The following is a 17,139-nucleotide window of genomic DNA, read 5'->3' as shown; positions in this document are numbered from 1 at the left end:
GCTGCTGTAACGAAATAAAAGCGTCATTGCGGATTCATTCCGTCAAGACTTGCTTATTTGTTCGTTACGAACATTTTAATACCTGGGGAATTGCACATAGCCGCTAACCTGTCCTTATTATTGCCACGCAACCTCATCTCTGTTGCCCTTACTGACGTTGCACTCGTTGCACATGATTTGCAGATTGGCAATATCGAGGGCTAAATGCGGGTAAAGAGAACGCGGTTTTATATGATCAACGTGCATCACCATCCCGTCACTGGCGCCGCGCCCGCATACGCAACATTTATTGCCGTAGCGCTGGAACGCCTGGTAACGTAAACGCCGCCACTCTCTTGAGCGGTAGAATGTCTCAGCCTCTTTAGCAGCTTGCTGCCGCTGCGCCTGCTCACGTCGGAACTGTTCGAATAAAACGACATGCCCTTCAGCTTTAGGGTAATTTCCCCAGGCATCCGTCGCTGGTGTCGTGTCGGGTTTCTCCTGTACCTTCACCGAGTCTTGAGGATAGAGTTTGCTCGTAACCTTTTGTACCAGCTTGAAAAGTATCCATACGACTACGGCCAGAATAACTAACGTTTCCACTCCCTCGCCTTATTCTCGTTCAAAGATGATTGCTGCATTATTTTATACAAGCGCCATATTGATGGTCATTATACCTTTGTAGGGATGAATTCGCGTTATCGCAAGGGGATAACATGCTTCCCCACAACATATACACCGCTGTACCACTCATCTTTTCCCCCTCACGTTTTCAACCCAACCTGCTATGCTCCTTCTTTCCCTGTTCTCTGGAGATCTCAATGCTGACCATCTGGGGCCGAAAAACCTCCTCTAACGTGCAGGCGCTGATGTGGTGTGTTGGCGAGCTTGGGCTGGACTATCTCCGGTTCGACGTGGGGCATCGCTATGGTGGTACCGACAGCGAGGCGTTTTATCAGCTCAATCCCAATCGCACGGTGCCAGTGCTGCAGGATGGCGATAATCCGCCGCTGTGGGAAACGGGCGCGATCCTTCGCTATTTAGCCAGTCGCTACGCCGATGACGCCTTCTGGCCGGGCGATCTGCTGGCCCGCACTGAGGTTGATCGCTGGGCCGAGTGGTCAAAGCAGAATATCGCCCTCGGCTTTACGGCGCCAGTGTTCTGGCGCGTGGTGCGCACGCCCGCCGCCGAGCGGGATCCGCAGGCCATCGCCGCGGCGGTGACGGCCCTGGAGCAAAAGCTGGCGATTGCCGAGGCACGTCTCGCCAGCAGTCGCTATCTGGTGGGCGATACGTTCACCCTGGCCGACATCCAGTTTGGTCATGTGCTGTACCGCTACTTTGCCATCGATATCACCCGTCGTCCCCTCCCCCATCTGGCGGCTTACTATGCACGGCTAACCGAACGGCCTGCCTTTCGCCAGCACGTCATGGTCAGCTACGACGAACTGAAGGTCTGAAGATGGTCGGTAGCGCCTCCTGACGCTACCGACATACCGGTTAACCCGCCATCAGGACAAACACGCCCCCGCCGAGATATTCCCGGGTCCAGGTGACATGGTGCAGCGGCGCGGTGGTCAACTGCTGGCGAACCTCCGGCGCGAAGTGATCGTGCGGATTGGCCTCCAGCCAGCGGCGCATCGTCAGCCATTTCGCCGCTTCATAACGATCCCAGCCCTCCTGGTCGGCCAGCACCATCTCCACCACGTCATAGCCCAGTTCACCAAAGTGGGCGACCAGCGCCGGCAGCGTCAGGAAGTCATCGGGAGTCTGCGCGCCGCAGGCAACCGCCTCTTCCGCCGTGGCCGGACGTTTACGCCACCATGGCTCGCCGATCAGCAGCATGCCGCCGGGCCGCAGGCTCTGCTTCAGCAGCGCAATCGTGCCGGCCACCCCGCCGCCGATCCACGTGGCCCCCACGCAGGCGGCAATATCGCACGGCTGGCTGGCGACGTATCCGCTGGCATCCTGATGCACAAAGGTTACCCGGTCGCTTATCCCGAGCGCTTCTGCACGGGCGGTCGCCTGCTGGCTGAACAGCAGGCTCATGTCCACGCCGGTGCCGACGATCTGATGATCGCGCGCCCAGCTACAGAGCATCTCGCCGGAGCCGCTGCCAAGGTCAAGAATAGCGGTGCCCGGCGCCATCCGCAGCGCCCGTCCCAGGGTGGCGTACTTTTCCGGGGTAAAAGGGTTATGAATACGGTGTTCGCTTTCACTGATAGTAAAAATGCGAGGGATATCGATCATGGGTGTTTCTCCTTGAGAGCCATACGCCCGGGCAGCGACCCTGCCCGGGTCGCTGTATCAGCGGTTGTCCGCCTGCGCGCGAACGTTATTCAAACCAGTGGTGTTGATCCGGTACGGCTGGCCGTTCACCGACTTAATCAGCTTTTTGGTTTTGAGCTTTTTGAAGACCGCGAGGGTGCAGTCGTTCAGCAACAGCCCTTCCCGGGTGTAGCATTCGACGGCGGTAATGCGGCCGGAGGTATCGCGGACGTGCGCAATACGGCCACCTTTGGCGAGAACGTGTAAGGTCCGTTGTTCCTGACGGGATAAATTCATACTGAAACCTGTTCATTATCATGTGCGAAAACATGCCTACACCCGCAGGTGTGTGCGTAAGGTTTAAGCGCAGCGATAATCAGTCCGGCCTGGGCAGGTCGGGGAACTGATTATCTGATAATGACATTCTCCAGCATCGAAGCCTCGGTAAGCATTGAAAGGTATTAACGCGCTGAATACTAACACCCTCAGTTCATAAGGGTATGGCGCAGATTAAAAACTGTGACCGGTATTACGATTTACCCTCAGCCTCCCCCGCATTTTGCGCTTTCCGCCACCCGTTCTGTTCCTCAACGTTAACCACCACCTTATCTCCCTCCCGCATTGTTAAATAATTGTTGTCAGATCACAAAATAGAAACAAAAAGGCCATTTCGTACGCATTCTATAAAAATGTAGATATTTTTAATTTATGGCTACGAAATGAACATCACCCTGACCTTACAGCGAGGAACGATCCTGATGAACGCCCTGACCGCAGTAAAACCGACACCCGCGCCGTTAGCCCAGCCATATCCGGGCTTTTCCATTGCCCCTTCCGCACAGTCGCCGCGCCTGCTGGAGCTCACCTTTTCCGCCGAAACAACCACGCAGTTCCTGCAGCAGGTCGCGCAGTGGCCGGTGCAGGCGCTGGAATACAAATCTTTCTTACGCTTCCAGGTCGGCAAGATCCTCGACGATCTGTGCGGCAATCAGCTGCAGCCGTTGCTGATCAAAACATTGCTCGATCGTGCGGAAGGCGCGCTGCTGATCAACGGCGAAGGGATCGATAACGTCAGCCAGGCCGAGGAGATGGTCAAGCTGGCCACCGCCGTCGCCCATCTGATTGGCCGTTCCAACTTCGACGCCATGAGCGGTCAGTATTACGCTCGCTTTGTGGTGAAAAATGTCGATAACTCAGACAGCTACCTGCGCCAGCCGCACCGGGTGATGGAGCTGCACAACGACGGCACCTACGTCGAAGAGCAAACCGACTACGTGTTAATGATGAAGATCGACGAGCAGAACATGCAGGGCGGTAATTCCCTGCTGCTGCATCTCGACGACTGGGAGCATCTCGACGAATTTTTCCGCGACCCGCTGGCTCGCCGCCCAATGCGCTGGGCCGCGCCGCCGAGCAAAAACGTCAGCAAGGATGTCTTCCATCCGGTGTTCGACGTCGATTCGCTGGGCCGCCCGGTAATGCGCTATATCGACCAGTTCGTCCAGCCGAAAGATTTCGAAGAAGGCACCTGGCTGAGCCGCCTTTCCGACGCGCTGGAAACCAGCAAAAACATCCTTTCAATACCGGTGCCGGTGGGCAAATTCCTGCTGATTAACAACCTGTTCTGGCTGCACGGCCGTGACCGGTTTACGCCGCACCCGGACCTGCGCCGCGAACTGATGCGCCAGCGCGGCTACTTTGCGTATTCCACGAATCATTACCAGACTCATCAATAAGGGTTCTCAGGCGAAGGAATTGAGCGGATGTATGATTTCGTGATTATCGGCGGCGGCATCATCGGCATGTCGACCGCCATGCAGTTAATTGAGATTTACCCGGACGCCCGCATTGCGCTGCTGGAAAAAGAGACCGGTCCGGCCTGCCATCAGACTGGCCACAACAGCGGCGTGATCCACGCCGGGGTGTATTACACCCCCGGCAGCCTCAAGGCGCAGTTTTGCCTCGCCGGCAACCGCGCCACCAAGGCCTTTTGCGAGCAGAACGGCATCCGCTATGACGTCTGCGGCAAAATGCTGGTCGCCACCTCGCCGCTGGAGATGGAGCGGATGCGCGCCCTGTGGGATCGCACCGCCGCCAACGGCCTGCAGCGCGAGTGGCTAAGCGCCGGGGAGCTACGCGAGCGCGAACCGAACATTACCGGGCTCGGCGGGATCTTCGTCCCTTCCAGCGGCATCGTCAGCTACCGCGACGTGGCGGCGGCAATGGCGAAGATCTTCGAATCAAAAGGCGGAACGATCGTCTACGACGCCGAAGTCAGCGCCCTGAAAGAACATGCCAGCGGCGTGGTGATCCGCACCCGCCAGGGCGCCGAATATGAGGCCTCCACGCTGATCGCCTGTTCGGGCTTGATGGCCGATCGGCTGGTAAAAATGCTCGGCGTCGATCCCGGGTTTATCATCTGTCCGTTCCGCGGCGAGTATTTCCAGCTGGCGCCGCAGCACAACCAGATCGTCAACCATCTGATCTATCCGATCCCCGATCCGGCGATGCCGTTCCTCGGCGTCCACCTGACCCGCATGATCGACGGCAGCGTCACCGTCGGCCCCAACGCCGTGCTGGCTCTGAAGCGCGAAGGCTACCGCAAGCGCGATATCTCGCTGGCCGATACCCTGGAGATCCTCACCTCGCCCGGCATCCGCCGGGTACTGCAAAACAACCTGCGCTCCGGACTGGGCGAAATGAAGAATTCGCTGTGCAGAAGCGGCTATCTGCGGCTGGTGCAGAAATACTGCCCGAGCCTGACGCTGAGCGATTTACGCCCGTGGCCCGCCGGCGTGCGGGCGCAGGCGGTATCGCCGCAGGGCAAACTGATCGACGATTTTCTCTTCGTCACCACCGCGCGTTCGATACATACCTGCAATGCGCCATCGCCGGCGGCCACCTCCGCTATCCCGATCGGCGCGCACATCGTCAGCAAGGTGCAGACCCTGCTGGAAAGCCAGAGCAATCCCGGACGCACGCTGCGTGCGGCACGTAGCGTGGAGACACTACACGCCGCTTTTACCCGTTAACCCCCTTAAGACAGGAAGCGATTATGCAACTCAACGATATGACACTGTTTCGCCAGCAGGCGCTGATCGATGGTCAGTGGCGCGATGCGCCCAACGGCGATGTGATTGCGGTGACCAACCCGGCCAACGGCGAGCAGCTCGGCAATGTGCCGAAAATGGGCGCCGACGAAACCCGCGAAGCAATTGAAGCCGCCAATCGTGCCCTTCCCGCCTGGCGTGCACTGACCGCCAAAGAGCGGGCGAATATTCTGCGCCGCTGGTTCGATCTTATGATGGAGAATCAGGACGATCTCGCCCGCCTGATGACCCTCGAGCAGGGAAAACCGCTGGCGGAAGCCAAAGGCGAAATCAGCTACGCCGCCTCCTTTATTGAGTGGTTCGCCGAAGAAGGTAAGCGCATTTACGGCGATACCATTCCCGGCCATCAGGCCGACAAACGCCTGCTGGTGATTAAGCAGCCCATCGGCGTTACCGCCGCCATCACCCCGTGGAACTTCCCGGCGGCGATGATCACCCGCAAAGCGGGCCCGGCGCTGGCCGCCGGCTGCACCATGGTCCTGAAACCGGCCAGCCAGACGCCGTTTTCAGCGCTGGCGCTGGCCGAACTGGCCAATCGCGCCGGGATCCCCGCCGGGGTGTTCAACGTGGTCACCGGTTCCGCCGGGGCCGTCGGCGGCGAACTGACCAGCAACCCGCTGGTGCGCAAGCTCTCCTTTACCGGCTCGACCGAGATTGGCCGCCAGCTGATGGAGCAGTGCGCGAAAGACATCAAAAAAGTCTCCCTGGAACTCGGCGGCAACGCGCCGTTTATCGTCTTTGATGATGCCGACCTTGATAAAGCCGTCGAAGGGGCGCTGGCGTCGAAGTTCCGCAACGCCGGGCAGACCTGCGTCTGCGCCAACCGACTGTACGTCCAGGACGGGGTGTATGACCGTTTCGCTGAAAAACTGCAGCAGGCGGTGGAAAAACTGCGCATCGGCGATGGCCTGCAGGATGGCGTCACCACCGGCCCGCTGATCGACGAGAAAGCCGTCACCAAAGTTGAAGAACATATTGCCGACGCCATCGCCAAAGGCGCGAAAGTCGTCACCGGCGGCAAACCGCACGCCCTGGGCGGCAACTTCTTCCAGCCGACCATCCTGGTCAACGTTCCCGACAGCGCCAAAGTGGCGAAAGAGGAGACCTTCGGCCCGCTGGCGCCGCTGTTCCGCTTTAAGGATGAAGCCGACGTCATTGCCCAGGCCAACGATACCGAATTCGGCCTCGCCGCCTATTTCTACGCCCGCGATCTGAGCCGCGTCTTCCGCGTCGGCGAAGCGCTGGAATACGGCATTATCGGGATTAACACCGGCATTATCTCCACCGAAGTCGCCCCGTTCGGCGGCGTCAAGGCCTCCGGCCTCGGCCGCGAAGGGTCGAAGTACGGCATCGAAGATTACTTAGAAATCAAATATATGTGTATTGGCCTTTAACAGGAGCGATGGATGAACAGCAATAAAGCAATGATGGCGCGTCGCAGCGATGCGGTCCCGCGCGGCGTCGGCCAGATCCACCCTATCTTCGCCGAACGCGCGGAGAATTGCCGGGTGTGGGACGTCGAAGGCCGGGAATATCTCGATTTTGCCGGCGGTATCGCGGTGCTCAATACCGGCCATCTGCATCCGCAGGTTGTCGCCGCCGTCGAAGACCAGCTGAAAAAGCTATCTCATACCTGCTTCCAGGTACTGGCCTACGAGCCCTATCTGGCGCTGTGCGAAAAGATGAACCAGAAGGTGCCCGGTGATTTCGCCAAGAAAACCCTGCTGGTCACCACCGGGTCGGAAGCGGTGGAGAACGCGGTGAAAATCGCCCGCGCGGCAACCGGGCGCAGCGGCGCCATCGCCTTCACCGGCGCCTATCACGGCCGTACCCATTACACCCTGTCGCTAACCGGGAAAGTGAACCCGTACTCCGCCGGTATGGGGTTAATGCCGGGCCACGTCTATCGCGCCCTCTACCCGTGCGCGCTGCACGGCGTCAGTGATGACGAGGCGATCGCCAGCATCCATCGCATCTTCAAAAACGATGCCGCGCCGGAAGATATCGCCGCCATCATTATCGAGCCGGTGCAGGGTGAAGGCGGATTCTATGCCGCCTCCCCGGCCTTTATGCAGCGCCTGCGCGCCCTGTGCGACGAGCACGGCATTATGCTCATCGCCGATGAGGTCCAGAGCGGCGCGGGCCGTACCGGCACGCTGTTCGCCATGGAGCAGATGGGCGTGGCGGCGGATATCACCACCTTCGCCAAATCCATCGCCGGCGGTTTCCCGCTGGCGGGCGCCACCGGGCGGGCGGAGGTGATGGATGCCATCGCCCCCGGCGGACTCGGCGGCACCTACGCTGGCAACCCCATCGCCTGCGCCGCCGCCCTGGCGGTATTACAGATTTTCGAGCAGGAGAACCTGCTGGAAAAAGCCAACCAGCTTGGCGACACCCTGCGCCAGGGCCTGCTGGCGATTGCAGAAGATCATCCGGAGATCGGTGACGTTCGCGGCCTGGGGGCGATGATCGCCATTGAGCTGTTTGAAGAGGGCGACCGCAGCAAGCCTAACGCCAGACTGACGGCGGATATCGTCGCCCGCGCCCGCGACAAAGGCCTGATCCTGCTCTCCTGCGGGCCGTACTACAACGTGCTGCGCATCCTGGTGCCGCTGACCATTGAAGAGGCGCAGATCGAGCAGGGTCTCAAGATCATCGCCGACTGCTTTACCGAGGCGAAACAGGCATAGAACAGAACACATGCGGAAGCGAAGTACGTTCGTAAGGGAATGAAGACGAGACCTGCAAAACAACAATAATACGCGTGCCCCGGCGCGGGAATGTCGGGGCGCTCTCCCAGGTGACACACTTCGAGAGGGTAAATGATGGGGCAACTGTCGCAATCACAGGATTTAGGGGCGGGACTGAAGTCGCGCCACGTCACGATGTTATCTATCGCCGGGGTGATCGGCGCGAGTTTATTTGTCGGTTCCAGCGTCGCCATTGCCGAAGCGGGCCCGGCGGTGCTGCTGGCCTATCTGTTTGCCGGGCTGCTGGTGGTGATGATTATGCGTATGCTGGCCGAAATGGCCGTCGCCACGCCGGATACTGGCTCCTTTTCCACCTACGCCGACAAAGCCATCGGCCGCTGGGCGGGGTATACCATCGGCTGGCTGTACTGGTGGTTCTGGGTACTGGTTATTCCGCTGGAAGCCAATATCGCGGCGATTATTCTGCATTCGTGGGTGCCGGGCGTCCCTGTGTGGTTGTTCTCCCTGGTCATCACTCTCGCCCTCACCGGCAGTAACCTGCTGAGCGTCAAGAACTACGGTGAATTCGAGTTCTGGCTGGCGCTGTGCAAAGTGATCGCTATTCTGGCGTTTATCGTACTGGGCGCGGTCGCCATTACCGGTTTTTATCCCTATGCCGAGGTCAGCGGCATTTCGCGGCTGTGGGACCACGGCGGCTTTATGCCGAACGGCTTCGGCGCGGTGCTGAGCGCGATGCTGATCACCATGTTCTCTTTTATGGGCGCGGAGATCGTCACCATTGCCGCCGCCGAATCGGACACGCCGGATAAACACATCGTCCGCGCCACCAACTCGGTGATCTGGCGTATCTCTATTTTTTATCTGTGCTCGATCTTTATCGTCGTCGCCCTCATCCCATGGAATATGCCGGGGCTGAAGAGCATCGGTTCCTACCGCTCGGTGCTCGAGCTGCTGCATATTCCCTACGCGAAGCTGATTATGGACGGCGTGATCCTCCTGTCGGTCACCAGCTGTCTGAACTCGGCGCTGTATACCGCCTCGCGGATGCTCTATTCCCTGAGCCGTCGCGGCGATGCGCCGGCCATCATGGGCCGGACCAACCGCAGCAAAACTCCGTACGTGGCGGTGCTGCTCTCCACCGGCGCGGCGTTCCTCACCGTGGTGGTGAACTACTATGCCCCCGCGAAGGTGTTTAAATTCCTCATCGACAGCTCTGGCGCCATCGCCCTGCTGGTCTATCTGGTGATCGCCGTTTCACAACTGCGGATGCGCAAAATCCTTCAGGCACAAGGCGGCGAGATCCGTCTGAGAATGTGGCTCTATCCGTACCTGACCTGGCTGGTGATCGCCTTTATCACCTTCGTGCTGGTGGTGATGCTGTTCCGTCCGGCGCAGCAGCTGGAGGTGATCTCTACCGGCCTGTTAGCATTGGGAATTATTTGTACAGTCCCGATTATGTCGCGCTGGAAAAAGCTGGTATTGTGGCAAAAACTGCCGCTGCAAAATACGCGTTAACCCTGTTCCCGGCGCCCGCCGGGAAGAGTATTCAGGAGTAAGAACATGACCGCCATTCCCCAGGCGACGGCCATTGACGGGTACCGTTGGCTGAAAAACGACATCATCCGCGGGGTCTACCAACCCGATGAGAAGCTGCGAATGAGCCTGCTGACGTCGCGCTATGAGCTCGGTGTCGGGCCGCTGCGGGAGGCGCTCTCGCAGCTGGTGGCGGAAAGGCTGGTGACGGTGGTTAATCAGAAAGGCTATCGGGTGGCGCCCATGTCGGAGCAGGAGCTTCTCGATATCTTCGACGCGCGCGCCAATATGGAAGCCATGCTGGTGCGCCTCGCCATCGAACGCGGCGGCGACGAGTGGGAAGCCGAGCTGCTGGCCCGCGCCCATCTGCTCAACAAGCTGGAGTCCTGTGACGCCAGTGAGCGCTTACTCGATGAATGGGACCAGCGCCATCAGGCGTTTCACACCGCCATCGTCGCCGGCTGCGGCTCCCAGTATCTGCTGCAGATGCGCGAAAGGCTGTTCGATCTGGCGGCGCGCTACCGTTTCATCTGGCTGCGCACCACCGTGCTGTCGGTGGAGATGCTGGAAGACAAACATGTTCAACACCAGACCCTGCTGGACGCCATTCTGGCGCGCGATGCCGAACGAGCCAGCGCGCTGATGCGCGAGCACTTACTGACCCCTATCCCGATTATTCAACAGGCGATGGCTGGCAAGCTGTCGCCGCAGGCAGGGTGAGTCAGATGGTGGGGTTGAAATTACGGGTATGGCGGCACGCTCCTCCACGCCGCACGGGCGTGGAGAAATCGTATCCGTAGATCAATCAGGCCCGCAGGCGAACCGGTTCGCTGAAATCGTCGGCCGGTTCCAGCTTCAGATTAAAGGTGGTCAGCAGCGCTGCCGCGCGCTCGTGGAACTCGCGTAGCGTTTTTTCCAGTCTGTCGCTCACTTCCGGGTCGTCAATGTCGACCGCCTGCCATGAACCTTCTTTATTGAACAGGCCAAACTGGTAGCTGTAGGTGAAACGTGACTCTTGTGCTTCCATTTCCATCCACCAGCCCCAGAATTCACGCTTCTCCGGTGCGGGCTTAACATTGACGCAAACTGCCAGGCAATCGAAAAAGAAACGGTTGTCATGGCACTGCTCTTCGCGAATGTAAGGCCCTAGCGCCGTGAATTTCTTGATCAACTTACTTTTCAGGTGTCCACTTGGTAACGTCATTGCGATCTCCTTTAGTGATGCAACTGTTTTACCAAACCAATAGAATTTAGCAATAAATTAACCAAATCTATGATTGATCCAGCGGGCGATCTGTCGCAATGCGTGATCAAAATTGCGATACACCGGGTTAAACGGGATCTCCAGCAGTTTGCCATCGGCAGATGACGAAGTGATTAACCGCGACTCCTCTTCGGGGCTGAACGGATCGTCCTTCCAGAAGCCGGAAAGCATCGGCGTCGGGCAACGGCGCCCCAGCAGTCCCTGGGTTTTTAACGAGTAGCGGTTGAGCTCCACGCGCAGCGCTTCATCGGACGCGTCATGCATGCCCAGCCGCGAGGCCAGCACGTCAAGATACATCTCCGGCACGCGCCCCTGATGCAGGGGATCCACCAGCAGACCATGAACGACCGGGCCCAGACACGCCACAGCCTTCAGCCGCTGCGGCTCCAGGTAACCCAGACGGACCGCGATATTGGCGCCAAAGCGGAAGCCAAAGGCCGCGACCCGGGTATGATCGACCCACGGTACATTTTCCAGATGGCGCAGCGCGTGCTGGTGCAGCAGGCTGGTGTCCTGATTCAGCGTCCATTTTGACGAGAAGCCGATGGAAGGCATATCGATCGTCAGCATGGCAATACCGAGCGGTGAGAAGTAGTTCTCATACAAGTTGTAATAATCCGTCTGCAGTGAGTCCAGGCCCCCGCACATCAGCACCGTCGGAAACGGCCCATCGCCTTTTGGCATATGCAAAAAGCCGGTTATTGGCGAACCGCCAGGGATGGTGAACTCCAGTTCGCGCAGCGAGCCCGGCAGCCGCTGGGCGGCCTCTTCATACGCCCGGTTGGCTAAAGCCTGCGCCTGTTCGGCCAGCTCATCGCCTTTAATATGCGGATAAGCGGCAATGCTATACAGGTTCGATGCATGCAACCAGTGGCGGCCGCTCAGCAAAGGATCGGCTTCCTGCCCGGCCTTTTGCTGCCACTGCATGGCCTCTTTCGCCCACTCAAAGATCCAGTTGCCGCCGCGATAGCCGATAACGGTATCGAACAGTTCTGGATCCGTTCGTTCGGCCTCGCTCATCACAATGCGCGCTTGCACATCGAGGATCTCCTGCGGGGTCACGCCGCGCCAGATCCACATCAAACGGTTGATCAGACGGTACCAGTGATCGACGTGATTGCCGCTCAGCGCCGACTGCATCGCCTGCGGTTTTCCGGCGGAAAACCGACGCACCAGCGTAGAGGTTTCGGGATGTTTGAAGCGGGGTTTAAACAGCGTTTCGCTGAGGTTAGCCTGTGACATGTGCAGCCTCCGTCGTAGTGCCACTCCTGTTATTGTAACCTGCTAAAGGATAAAAAAAACCACGCCCGGCAAGCCGGGCGTGGTAAATAGCACTGTCCTGAAGAATTAACGACCTGCGATAGGCGGTACAAACACCACGCCCATATCCCACGGCTGTTCAATCCAGGTGTCCTGCGGAATATCCACAACGTAATCGTCCACCAGCGGGCGGCCTGCCGGCTTGGCGAAAATGGTGACAAAGTGTGCTTTTGGATACATTTCGCGGATCGCCACGGCGGTACCGCCGGTATCCACCAGATCGTCGATAACGATAAAGCCTTCGCCATCGCCTTCCGCGCGTTTCAGCACTTTCAGCTCGCGCTGGTTATCATGGTCGTAGCTGGAGATGCATACGGTATCAACATGACGAATGCCCAGTTCACGCGCCAGTAAGGCTCCCGGTACCAGTCCACCGCGGCTGACGGCAATAATGCCTTTCCATTGCTCAACCGGCAGCAGACGGCTGGCCAGTTTGCGGGCGTGAATCTGCAACATGTCCCAGGTGACGACGTATTTTTCGCTCATGTGAAGTGTCCCAGCCTGTGTAATACGGCTTAAATAATGTTCGAGGGGGAAAATGGTTGCGCGAGATTATAGAGATCTGACGCACTAAAAACCAGTGTTAAGCGGTTTGCGCAACGCTTTTTGCGTTGTTTACACTACCTGCGGCGGTGGAAAGTGGTATTCTCAACCCCATCGCGCAAGCCCGGGCTTGTTGTGTATTTTAACGCTAACCCTCGTCCTGCAACCGCTGTATGCAGGAGTCTGTAAGGAGACTTACCGTGTCTGAACTGTCTCAACTATCCCCGCAGCCGCTTTGGGATATTTTTGCCAAGATTTGCTCCATCCCGCACCCGTCCTATCACGAAGAACAGCTCGCCGAGCACATTATGGGTTGGGCAAAAGAAAAAGGCTTACACGCGGAACGTGACCAGGTTGGCAACATTCTGATTCGTAAAGGCGCGACTGCCGGTATGGAAAACCGCAAGCCGGTAGCGCTGCAGGCGCACCTCGATATGGTGCCGCAGAAAAACAACGATACCGTCCACGACTTCGCCAAAGATCCGATCCAGCCGTACATTGACGGCGAATGGGTGAAAGCGCGCGGCACCACGCTGGGCGCGGATAACGGCATCGGGATGGCGTCCGCACTGGCCGTGCTGGCCGACGACAGCGTCGCTCACGGCCCGCTGGAAGTGCTACTGACCATGACCGAAGAGGCCGGTATGGACGGCGCGTTCGGTCTGCAGGCCAACTGGCTGCAGGCGGATATCCTGATCAATACCGACTCCGAAGAAGAAGGCGAAATCTACATGGGTTGCGCCGGCGGGATCGATTTCACCTCTAACCTGGCGCTGACCCGAGAAGCGATTCCGGCCGGGTTCCAGAGCTTTAAAGTAACCTTAAAAGGGCTGAAAGGCGGCCACTCCGGCGGTGACATTCACCTGGGTCTGGGTAACGCCAACAAGCTGCTGTCACGCTTCCTCGCCGGCCACGCCGATGAGCTGGATTTGCGTCTGGTCGATTTCAACGGCGGTACGTTGCGCAACGCCATCCCGCGCGAAGCATACGCGACCGTCGCCGTCGCCGCGGATAAAGCCGATGCGCTGAAAGCGCTGGTGAATACTTACCAGGCGCTGCTGAAAAACGAGCTGGAGGCCAAAGAGAAGAACCTGGTAGTGCTCCTGGAAGCGGTTGATAACGACAAAGCAGCCCTGACACAGGCTTCCCGCGACGGTTTCATCCGCCTGCTGAACGCCACGCCGAACGGGGTTATCCGCAACTCTGACGTGGCGAAAGGCGTAGTGGAAACTTCGCTGAACGTCGGCGTCGTCACCATGACCGATGACAACGTGCAGATCCACTGCCTGATCCGCTCGCTGATCGACAGCGGCAAAGACTACGTGGTCAGCATGCTGGATTCTCTGGGTAAACTGGCGGGGGCGAAAACCGAAGCCAAAGGCGCTTACCCTGGCTGGCAGCCGGACGCCAACTCGCCGGTAATGCACCTGGTGCGCGAGACTTACCAGCGTCTGTTCAACAAGACGCCGAACATCCAGATCATCCACGCCGGTCTGGAATGCGGTCTGTTCAAAAAACCGTATCCGGAGATGGACATGGTCTCCATCGGGCCAACCATTACCGGTCCGCACTCCCCGGATGAGCAGGTACATATCGAGAGCGTCGGCCAGTACTGGACGCTGCTGACCGAGCTGCTGAAAGCCATTCCGGCTAAATAAGCCCCACCACCGGCGGCAGTCTGCCGCCGGTTTTCCCCCGCATCACCTTAGCGCCACGCGTTTTTCCATCCGGTAGTTAATAAACCACTCCCCACGGGCCGCCACCCGCTGCTCCGCCACCACTTTAAATCCATGGGCCGTAAAACAGGGCTTTGCGGTAATGCTGGCGTCCACCGTCAGGATTTGCGCAGGATACTGAGCGCAGAGCGCCTCGATAAGCGCGCCGCCGATACCCTGCCGGGCGTGATCCGGCGAGACAAAGAGCAAATCGATATGCGTCCCGATGGCGGTGATAAAGCCAACCGGTTGATTGTTAACCACGGCCACCCGCCCGATTGAGTCAGCCAGCTTTTGTCGCCAGCGCGTCTCATCCACCTGTGCCCAGGCCGCAATCTGCGCCGGGGTATAGTCCCGGCTCGCCGTTTCCTGCACCGCGCGCAGAAAGATCTGGCAGAGCAATGGCAAATCGCTGTCGCGGTAAGCACGAATATGCATGGTTAAATCCCTAATAAAAGCTGCCTTTCCAGTTGCGGATCGAGCAGCGTCACATGGAGCCCAACCAGACGCACGCCCCGTCCGCCGCGCCGCTCATCCCAGGCTTTGTGGGCGGTGGCAATCAGATCCTCTTTGTTCAGCCGCGGCCAGACGTGCTCCTGAGTGGTCAGCTGGAAGTCATTGAATTTCAGTTTAATCCCCTGGCGGGCGATCAGCAGGTCCGGTTTGACCTTCGCCAGCCGCCGCTCCAGTTCGGGATAGAGATTTTCGATAATCGCTTCGCACGCTGACCATTCGTGGATATCTTCCGCTAACGTCCGCTCCACGCCCACCGATTTACGTTGCCGATCGTTATGGATTTCCCGCTCATCAATCCCGTGGCTGCGCTCCCACAGAATACGACCGAATTTACCGAAGCGCTTGAGCAGCATGGCCAGATCGCTGTTCTGCACATCGCCACAGGTACGCAGGCCCATATTTTCCAGCTTCGCCGCCGACACCTTTCCGACACCGGGTATTTTCGCCAGCGGCAGCGCCCGCACAAACTCTGCCACCTGATGGGGAGCGATAACGAACTGGCCGTTGGGTTTATTCATATCTGAAGCGATTTTAGCGAGAAACTTCACCGGCGCCACGCCCGCCGAGGCGGTGAGATGCAGCTCCCGTTCGATGGTTTCGCGGATCTCCTGAGCTATCAGGGTGGCCGACCCGTGACAATGCACGCTGTCGCTGACGTCAAGGTAGGCTTCATCCAGCGACAGCGGCTCAATGCGCGAAGTATAGCGGGAGAAAATTTCGCGGATATGGTTCGAGGCTTCTTTGTAGGCATCGAAGCGGCCGGGAAGTAGCGTGAGATGCGGGCACAGCTTGAGCGCTGTCGCCGTCGGCATGGCGCTGCGCACACCAAACTTACGCGCAGGATAGTTCGCGGTACTAATCACGCCACGCTGTACCCGACTGCCGCCTATCGCGAGGGGGATATCACGCAACGCCGGGTTGTCGCGCATCTCCACCGCTGCAAAGAAACAGTCCATATCGACATGGATAATTTTACGCATCGTCAGACTCAACACTGTATACCCATACAGCATAGCAAAAACTGCGCGCCAGTTTGATGCTTTTTTTACTGCGGTGGTCAAAAAAACGCAGACAACATAAAAGTGCAATAAATCATGTTTATTTTCATAACGTTAATCAACTAATCTGAAAGATACAATCATGAAGAAACAACTCACCGCCCTTTGCCTGCTGGCCACCAGCAGCGCTTTAGCTAACCCACAGCTGATTGCCCACCGCGGCGGTACCGGCGATGCGCCGGAAAATACCCTGCCGGCCATTAAACTGGCGCTGGAGAATAACGCTGAGGCCATCTGGGTCACGGTGCAGTTAAGCCGCGACGGCGTACCGGTACTCTACCGTTCAAGCGATCTCTCCGCCCTGACCAACGCCGAGGGTAAGGTCTCCAGCTTAACCGCCGCCGAGCTGGCGAAAGTCGACGCCGGCAGGAAATGGGGGGATGACAACCACCCGTGGCGCGGTAAGCAGGCCACGATCCCGACCCTGCAAAGCGTGCTGCAACAGTGGCCGCACACTTTTTTCTATATCGATATCAAATCTCCAGATGCCGATCCGGCGGTGATGGGCGAACGCCTGCTGGCGGTGTTAAAAGCCACCGACAGCCTCGATCGCGTGCGGGTCTATTCCACCGATGACCGCTATATCGCCGCCCTGCCATCGGCTATTCCCCGCTTCGTCACCCGCAGCGAGACTCGCACTAAACTTGCGACTATTTCACTCAGCCACCAGTGTCAACTGAGCAGCCAGCACGAGGGCGAGCAGTGGTATGGGCTGGAGCTGAAGCGCAAGGTGGAGGTGGTGGAGAAGTTTACCCTTGGCGAAGGGATCTCCCCGGCAACGCTCACCTGGGATAAAGAGGCGATGGATTGCTTCCGCTCACAGGGCAAAGCGCACATTATTTTCTTCGGCATCAACAGTGCGGAAGACTACCGCACGGCGAAGGAGCTGGGTGCCGACGGGGTGATGGTGGATTCTCCGGCACAGGCGAAAAGCTGGCAGTAAGGGAGTCAACGGCTAAAAAGGCCGCGAAAGCGGCCTCACATTGCTGGCATGCTATTGCCGGGTGGCGGCTGGCGCCTTACCCGGCCTACAAAACCGAAGCAGCAGACCCGGCAAGCGCAGCGCCACCGGGCACGGAGCCGCTTTATGCCGGGTGGCGGCTGCGCCTGACCCGGCCTACA

At 58.6% G+C, this 17,139-nt stretch carries 17 protein-coding genes; 9 read left to right on the top strand and 8 right to left on the bottom strand.

Annotated elements, in window-relative coordinates; genetic code table 11:
- Window positions 1-117: 117 nt before the first annotated feature.
- A complete protein-coding gene (locus HMPREF3142_RS04915; RefSeq protein ID WP_004191854.1) occupies window positions 118-582 on the bottom strand; it encodes an HNH endonuclease in 465 nt (154 codons plus the stop codon).
- 218 nt (window positions 583-800) lie between these two features.
- Between HMPREF3142_RS04915 and HMPREF3142_RS04910 the strand changes: the two genes are divergently transcribed.
- Complete coding sequence (locus tag HMPREF3142_RS04910) at window positions 801-1,439, top strand: glutathione S-transferase family protein (RefSeq protein ID WP_070611706.1); 639 nt, start codon at window positions 801-803, stop codon at window positions 1,437-1,439.
- 40 nt (window positions 1,440-1,479) lie between these two features.
- Here the strand turns inward: HMPREF3142_RS04910 and HMPREF3142_RS04905 are convergent, their stop codons facing one another.
- Both HMPREF3142_RS04905 and HMPREF3142_RS04900 read right to left on the bottom strand, forming a co-directional pair.
- A complete protein-coding gene (locus HMPREF3142_RS04905) occupies window positions 1,480-2,229 on the bottom strand; it encodes an SAM-dependent methyltransferase (protein ID WP_070611704.1) in 750 nt (249 codons plus the stop codon).
- 57 nt (window positions 2,230-2,286) lie between these two features.
- The gene (locus tag HMPREF3142_RS04900; RefSeq protein ID WP_008805277.1) at window positions 2,287-2,544 is read right to left on the bottom strand and encodes a YjhX family toxin; all 258 of its coding nucleotides are present in this window, start codon (window positions 2,542-2,544) and stop codon (window positions 2,287-2,289) included.
- A gap of 461 nt (window positions 2,545-3,005) precedes the next feature.
- Here HMPREF3142_RS04900 and glaH point away from each other — a divergent pair, with 461 nt between their 5' ends.
- From glaH to csiR, 6 genes are all read left to right on the top strand, one after another.
- Complete coding sequence (glaH, locus tag HMPREF3142_RS04895) at window positions 3,006-3,983, top strand: glutarate dioxygenase GlaH (protein ID WP_012542782.1); 978 nt, start codon at window positions 3,006-3,008, stop codon at window positions 3,981-3,983.
- A 27-nt stretch (window positions 3,984-4,010) separates the two neighbouring features.
- Window positions 4,011-5,279 (top strand): L-2-hydroxyglutarate oxidase, encoded by a 1,269-nt coding sequence (lhgO, locus tag HMPREF3142_RS04890; protein WP_039102878.1) that lies wholly within the window; start codon window positions 4,011-4,013, stop codon window positions 5,277-5,279.
- A 23-nt stretch (window positions 5,280-5,302) separates the two neighbouring features.
- Window positions 5,303-6,751 (top strand): NADP-dependent succinate-semialdehyde dehydrogenase, encoded by a 1,449-nt coding sequence (gene gabD / locus HMPREF3142_RS04885; RefSeq protein WP_060876704.1) that lies wholly within the window; start codon window positions 5,303-5,305, stop codon window positions 6,749-6,751.
- Window positions 6,752-6,763: 12 nt separating this feature from the next.
- Window positions 6,764-8,047 carry a 4-aminobutyrate--2-oxoglutarate transaminase gene (gene gabT, locus HMPREF3142_RS04880; protein ID WP_070611702.1) on the top strand — a complete coding sequence of 428 codons (1,284 nt, stop codon included), beginning with the start codon at window positions 6,764-6,766 and terminating at the stop codon, window positions 8,045-8,047.
- Window positions 8,048-8,182: 135 nt separating this feature from the next.
- Window positions 8,183-9,583 (top strand): GABA permease, encoded by a 1,401-nt coding sequence (gene gabP, locus HMPREF3142_RS04875; protein WP_002889795.1) that lies wholly within the window; start codon window positions 8,183-8,185, stop codon window positions 9,581-9,583.
- 45 nt (window positions 9,584-9,628) lie between these two features.
- Window positions 9,629-10,321, top strand: coding sequence for a DNA-binding transcriptional regulator CsiR (csiR, locus tag HMPREF3142_RS04870; protein WP_008805273.1), 693 nt, complete (start codon window positions 9,629-9,631; stop codon window positions 10,319-10,321).
- 85 nt (window positions 10,322-10,406) lie between these two features.
- Here csiR and crl read toward each other — a convergent pair whose 3' ends face one another.
- The 3 genes from crl to gpt all read right to left on the bottom strand — a co-directional run bounded on the left by crl (window position 10,407) and on the right by gpt (window position 12,671).
- Window positions 10,407-10,805 carry a sigma factor-binding protein Crl gene (gene crl / locus HMPREF3142_RS04865; protein ID WP_002889793.1) on the bottom strand — a complete coding sequence of 133 codons (399 nt, stop codon included), beginning with the start codon at window positions 10,803-10,805 and terminating at the stop codon, window positions 10,407-10,409.
- 57 nt (window positions 10,806-10,862) lie between these two features.
- Window positions 10,863-12,107 carry an esterase FrsA gene (frsA, locus tag HMPREF3142_RS04860; protein WP_012542786.1) on the bottom strand — a complete coding sequence of 415 codons (1,245 nt, stop codon included), beginning with the start codon at window positions 12,105-12,107 and terminating at the stop codon, window positions 10,863-10,865.
- A 105-nt stretch (window positions 12,108-12,212) separates the two neighbouring features.
- Complete coding sequence (gene gpt / locus HMPREF3142_RS04855) at window positions 12,213-12,671, bottom strand: xanthine phosphoribosyltransferase (RefSeq protein WP_002889733.1); 459 nt, start codon at window positions 12,669-12,671, stop codon at window positions 12,213-12,215.
- A gap of 257 nt (window positions 12,672-12,928) precedes the next feature.
- Between gpt and pepD the strand changes: the two genes are divergently transcribed.
- Window positions 12,929-14,386 (top strand): cytosol nonspecific dipeptidase, encoded by a 1,458-nt coding sequence (gene pepD, locus HMPREF3142_RS04850; protein ID WP_012968882.1) that lies wholly within the window; start codon window positions 12,929-12,931, stop codon window positions 14,384-14,386.
- A 42-nt stretch (window positions 14,387-14,428) separates the two neighbouring features.
- Here pepD and HMPREF3142_RS04845 read toward each other — a convergent pair whose 3' ends face one another.
- Window positions 14,429-14,881: a GNAT family N-acetyltransferase gene (locus HMPREF3142_RS04845; RefSeq protein ID WP_008805270.1), complete on the bottom strand. Its 453-nt coding sequence runs from the start codon at window positions 14,879-14,881 to the stop codon at window positions 14,429-14,431.
- 2 nt (window positions 14,882-14,883) lie between these two features.
- Window positions 14,884-15,939, bottom strand: coding sequence for a DNA polymerase IV (gene dinB, locus HMPREF3142_RS04840; protein WP_049152128.1), 1,056 nt, complete (start codon window positions 15,937-15,939; stop codon window positions 14,884-14,886).
- A gap of 160 nt (window positions 15,940-16,099) precedes the next feature.
- On the opposite strand from dinB, the gene HMPREF3142_RS04835 reads away from it, so the two are divergent.
- Window positions 16,100-16,960, top strand: coding sequence for a glycerophosphodiester phosphodiesterase family protein (locus HMPREF3142_RS04835; protein WP_070611700.1), 861 nt, complete (start codon window positions 16,100-16,102; stop codon window positions 16,958-16,960).
- Window positions 16,961-17,139: the final 179 nt, after the last annotated feature.

This window comes from Klebsiella sp. HMSC16C06, from assembly GCF_001808325.1.
Lineage (GTDB): Bacteria > Pseudomonadota > Gammaproteobacteria > Enterobacterales > Enterobacteriaceae > Klebsiella > Klebsiella variicola.
The sequence above is the reverse complement of the archived record's forward strand: the minus strand, read 5'-3'. Positions and strand labels throughout refer to the sequence as shown.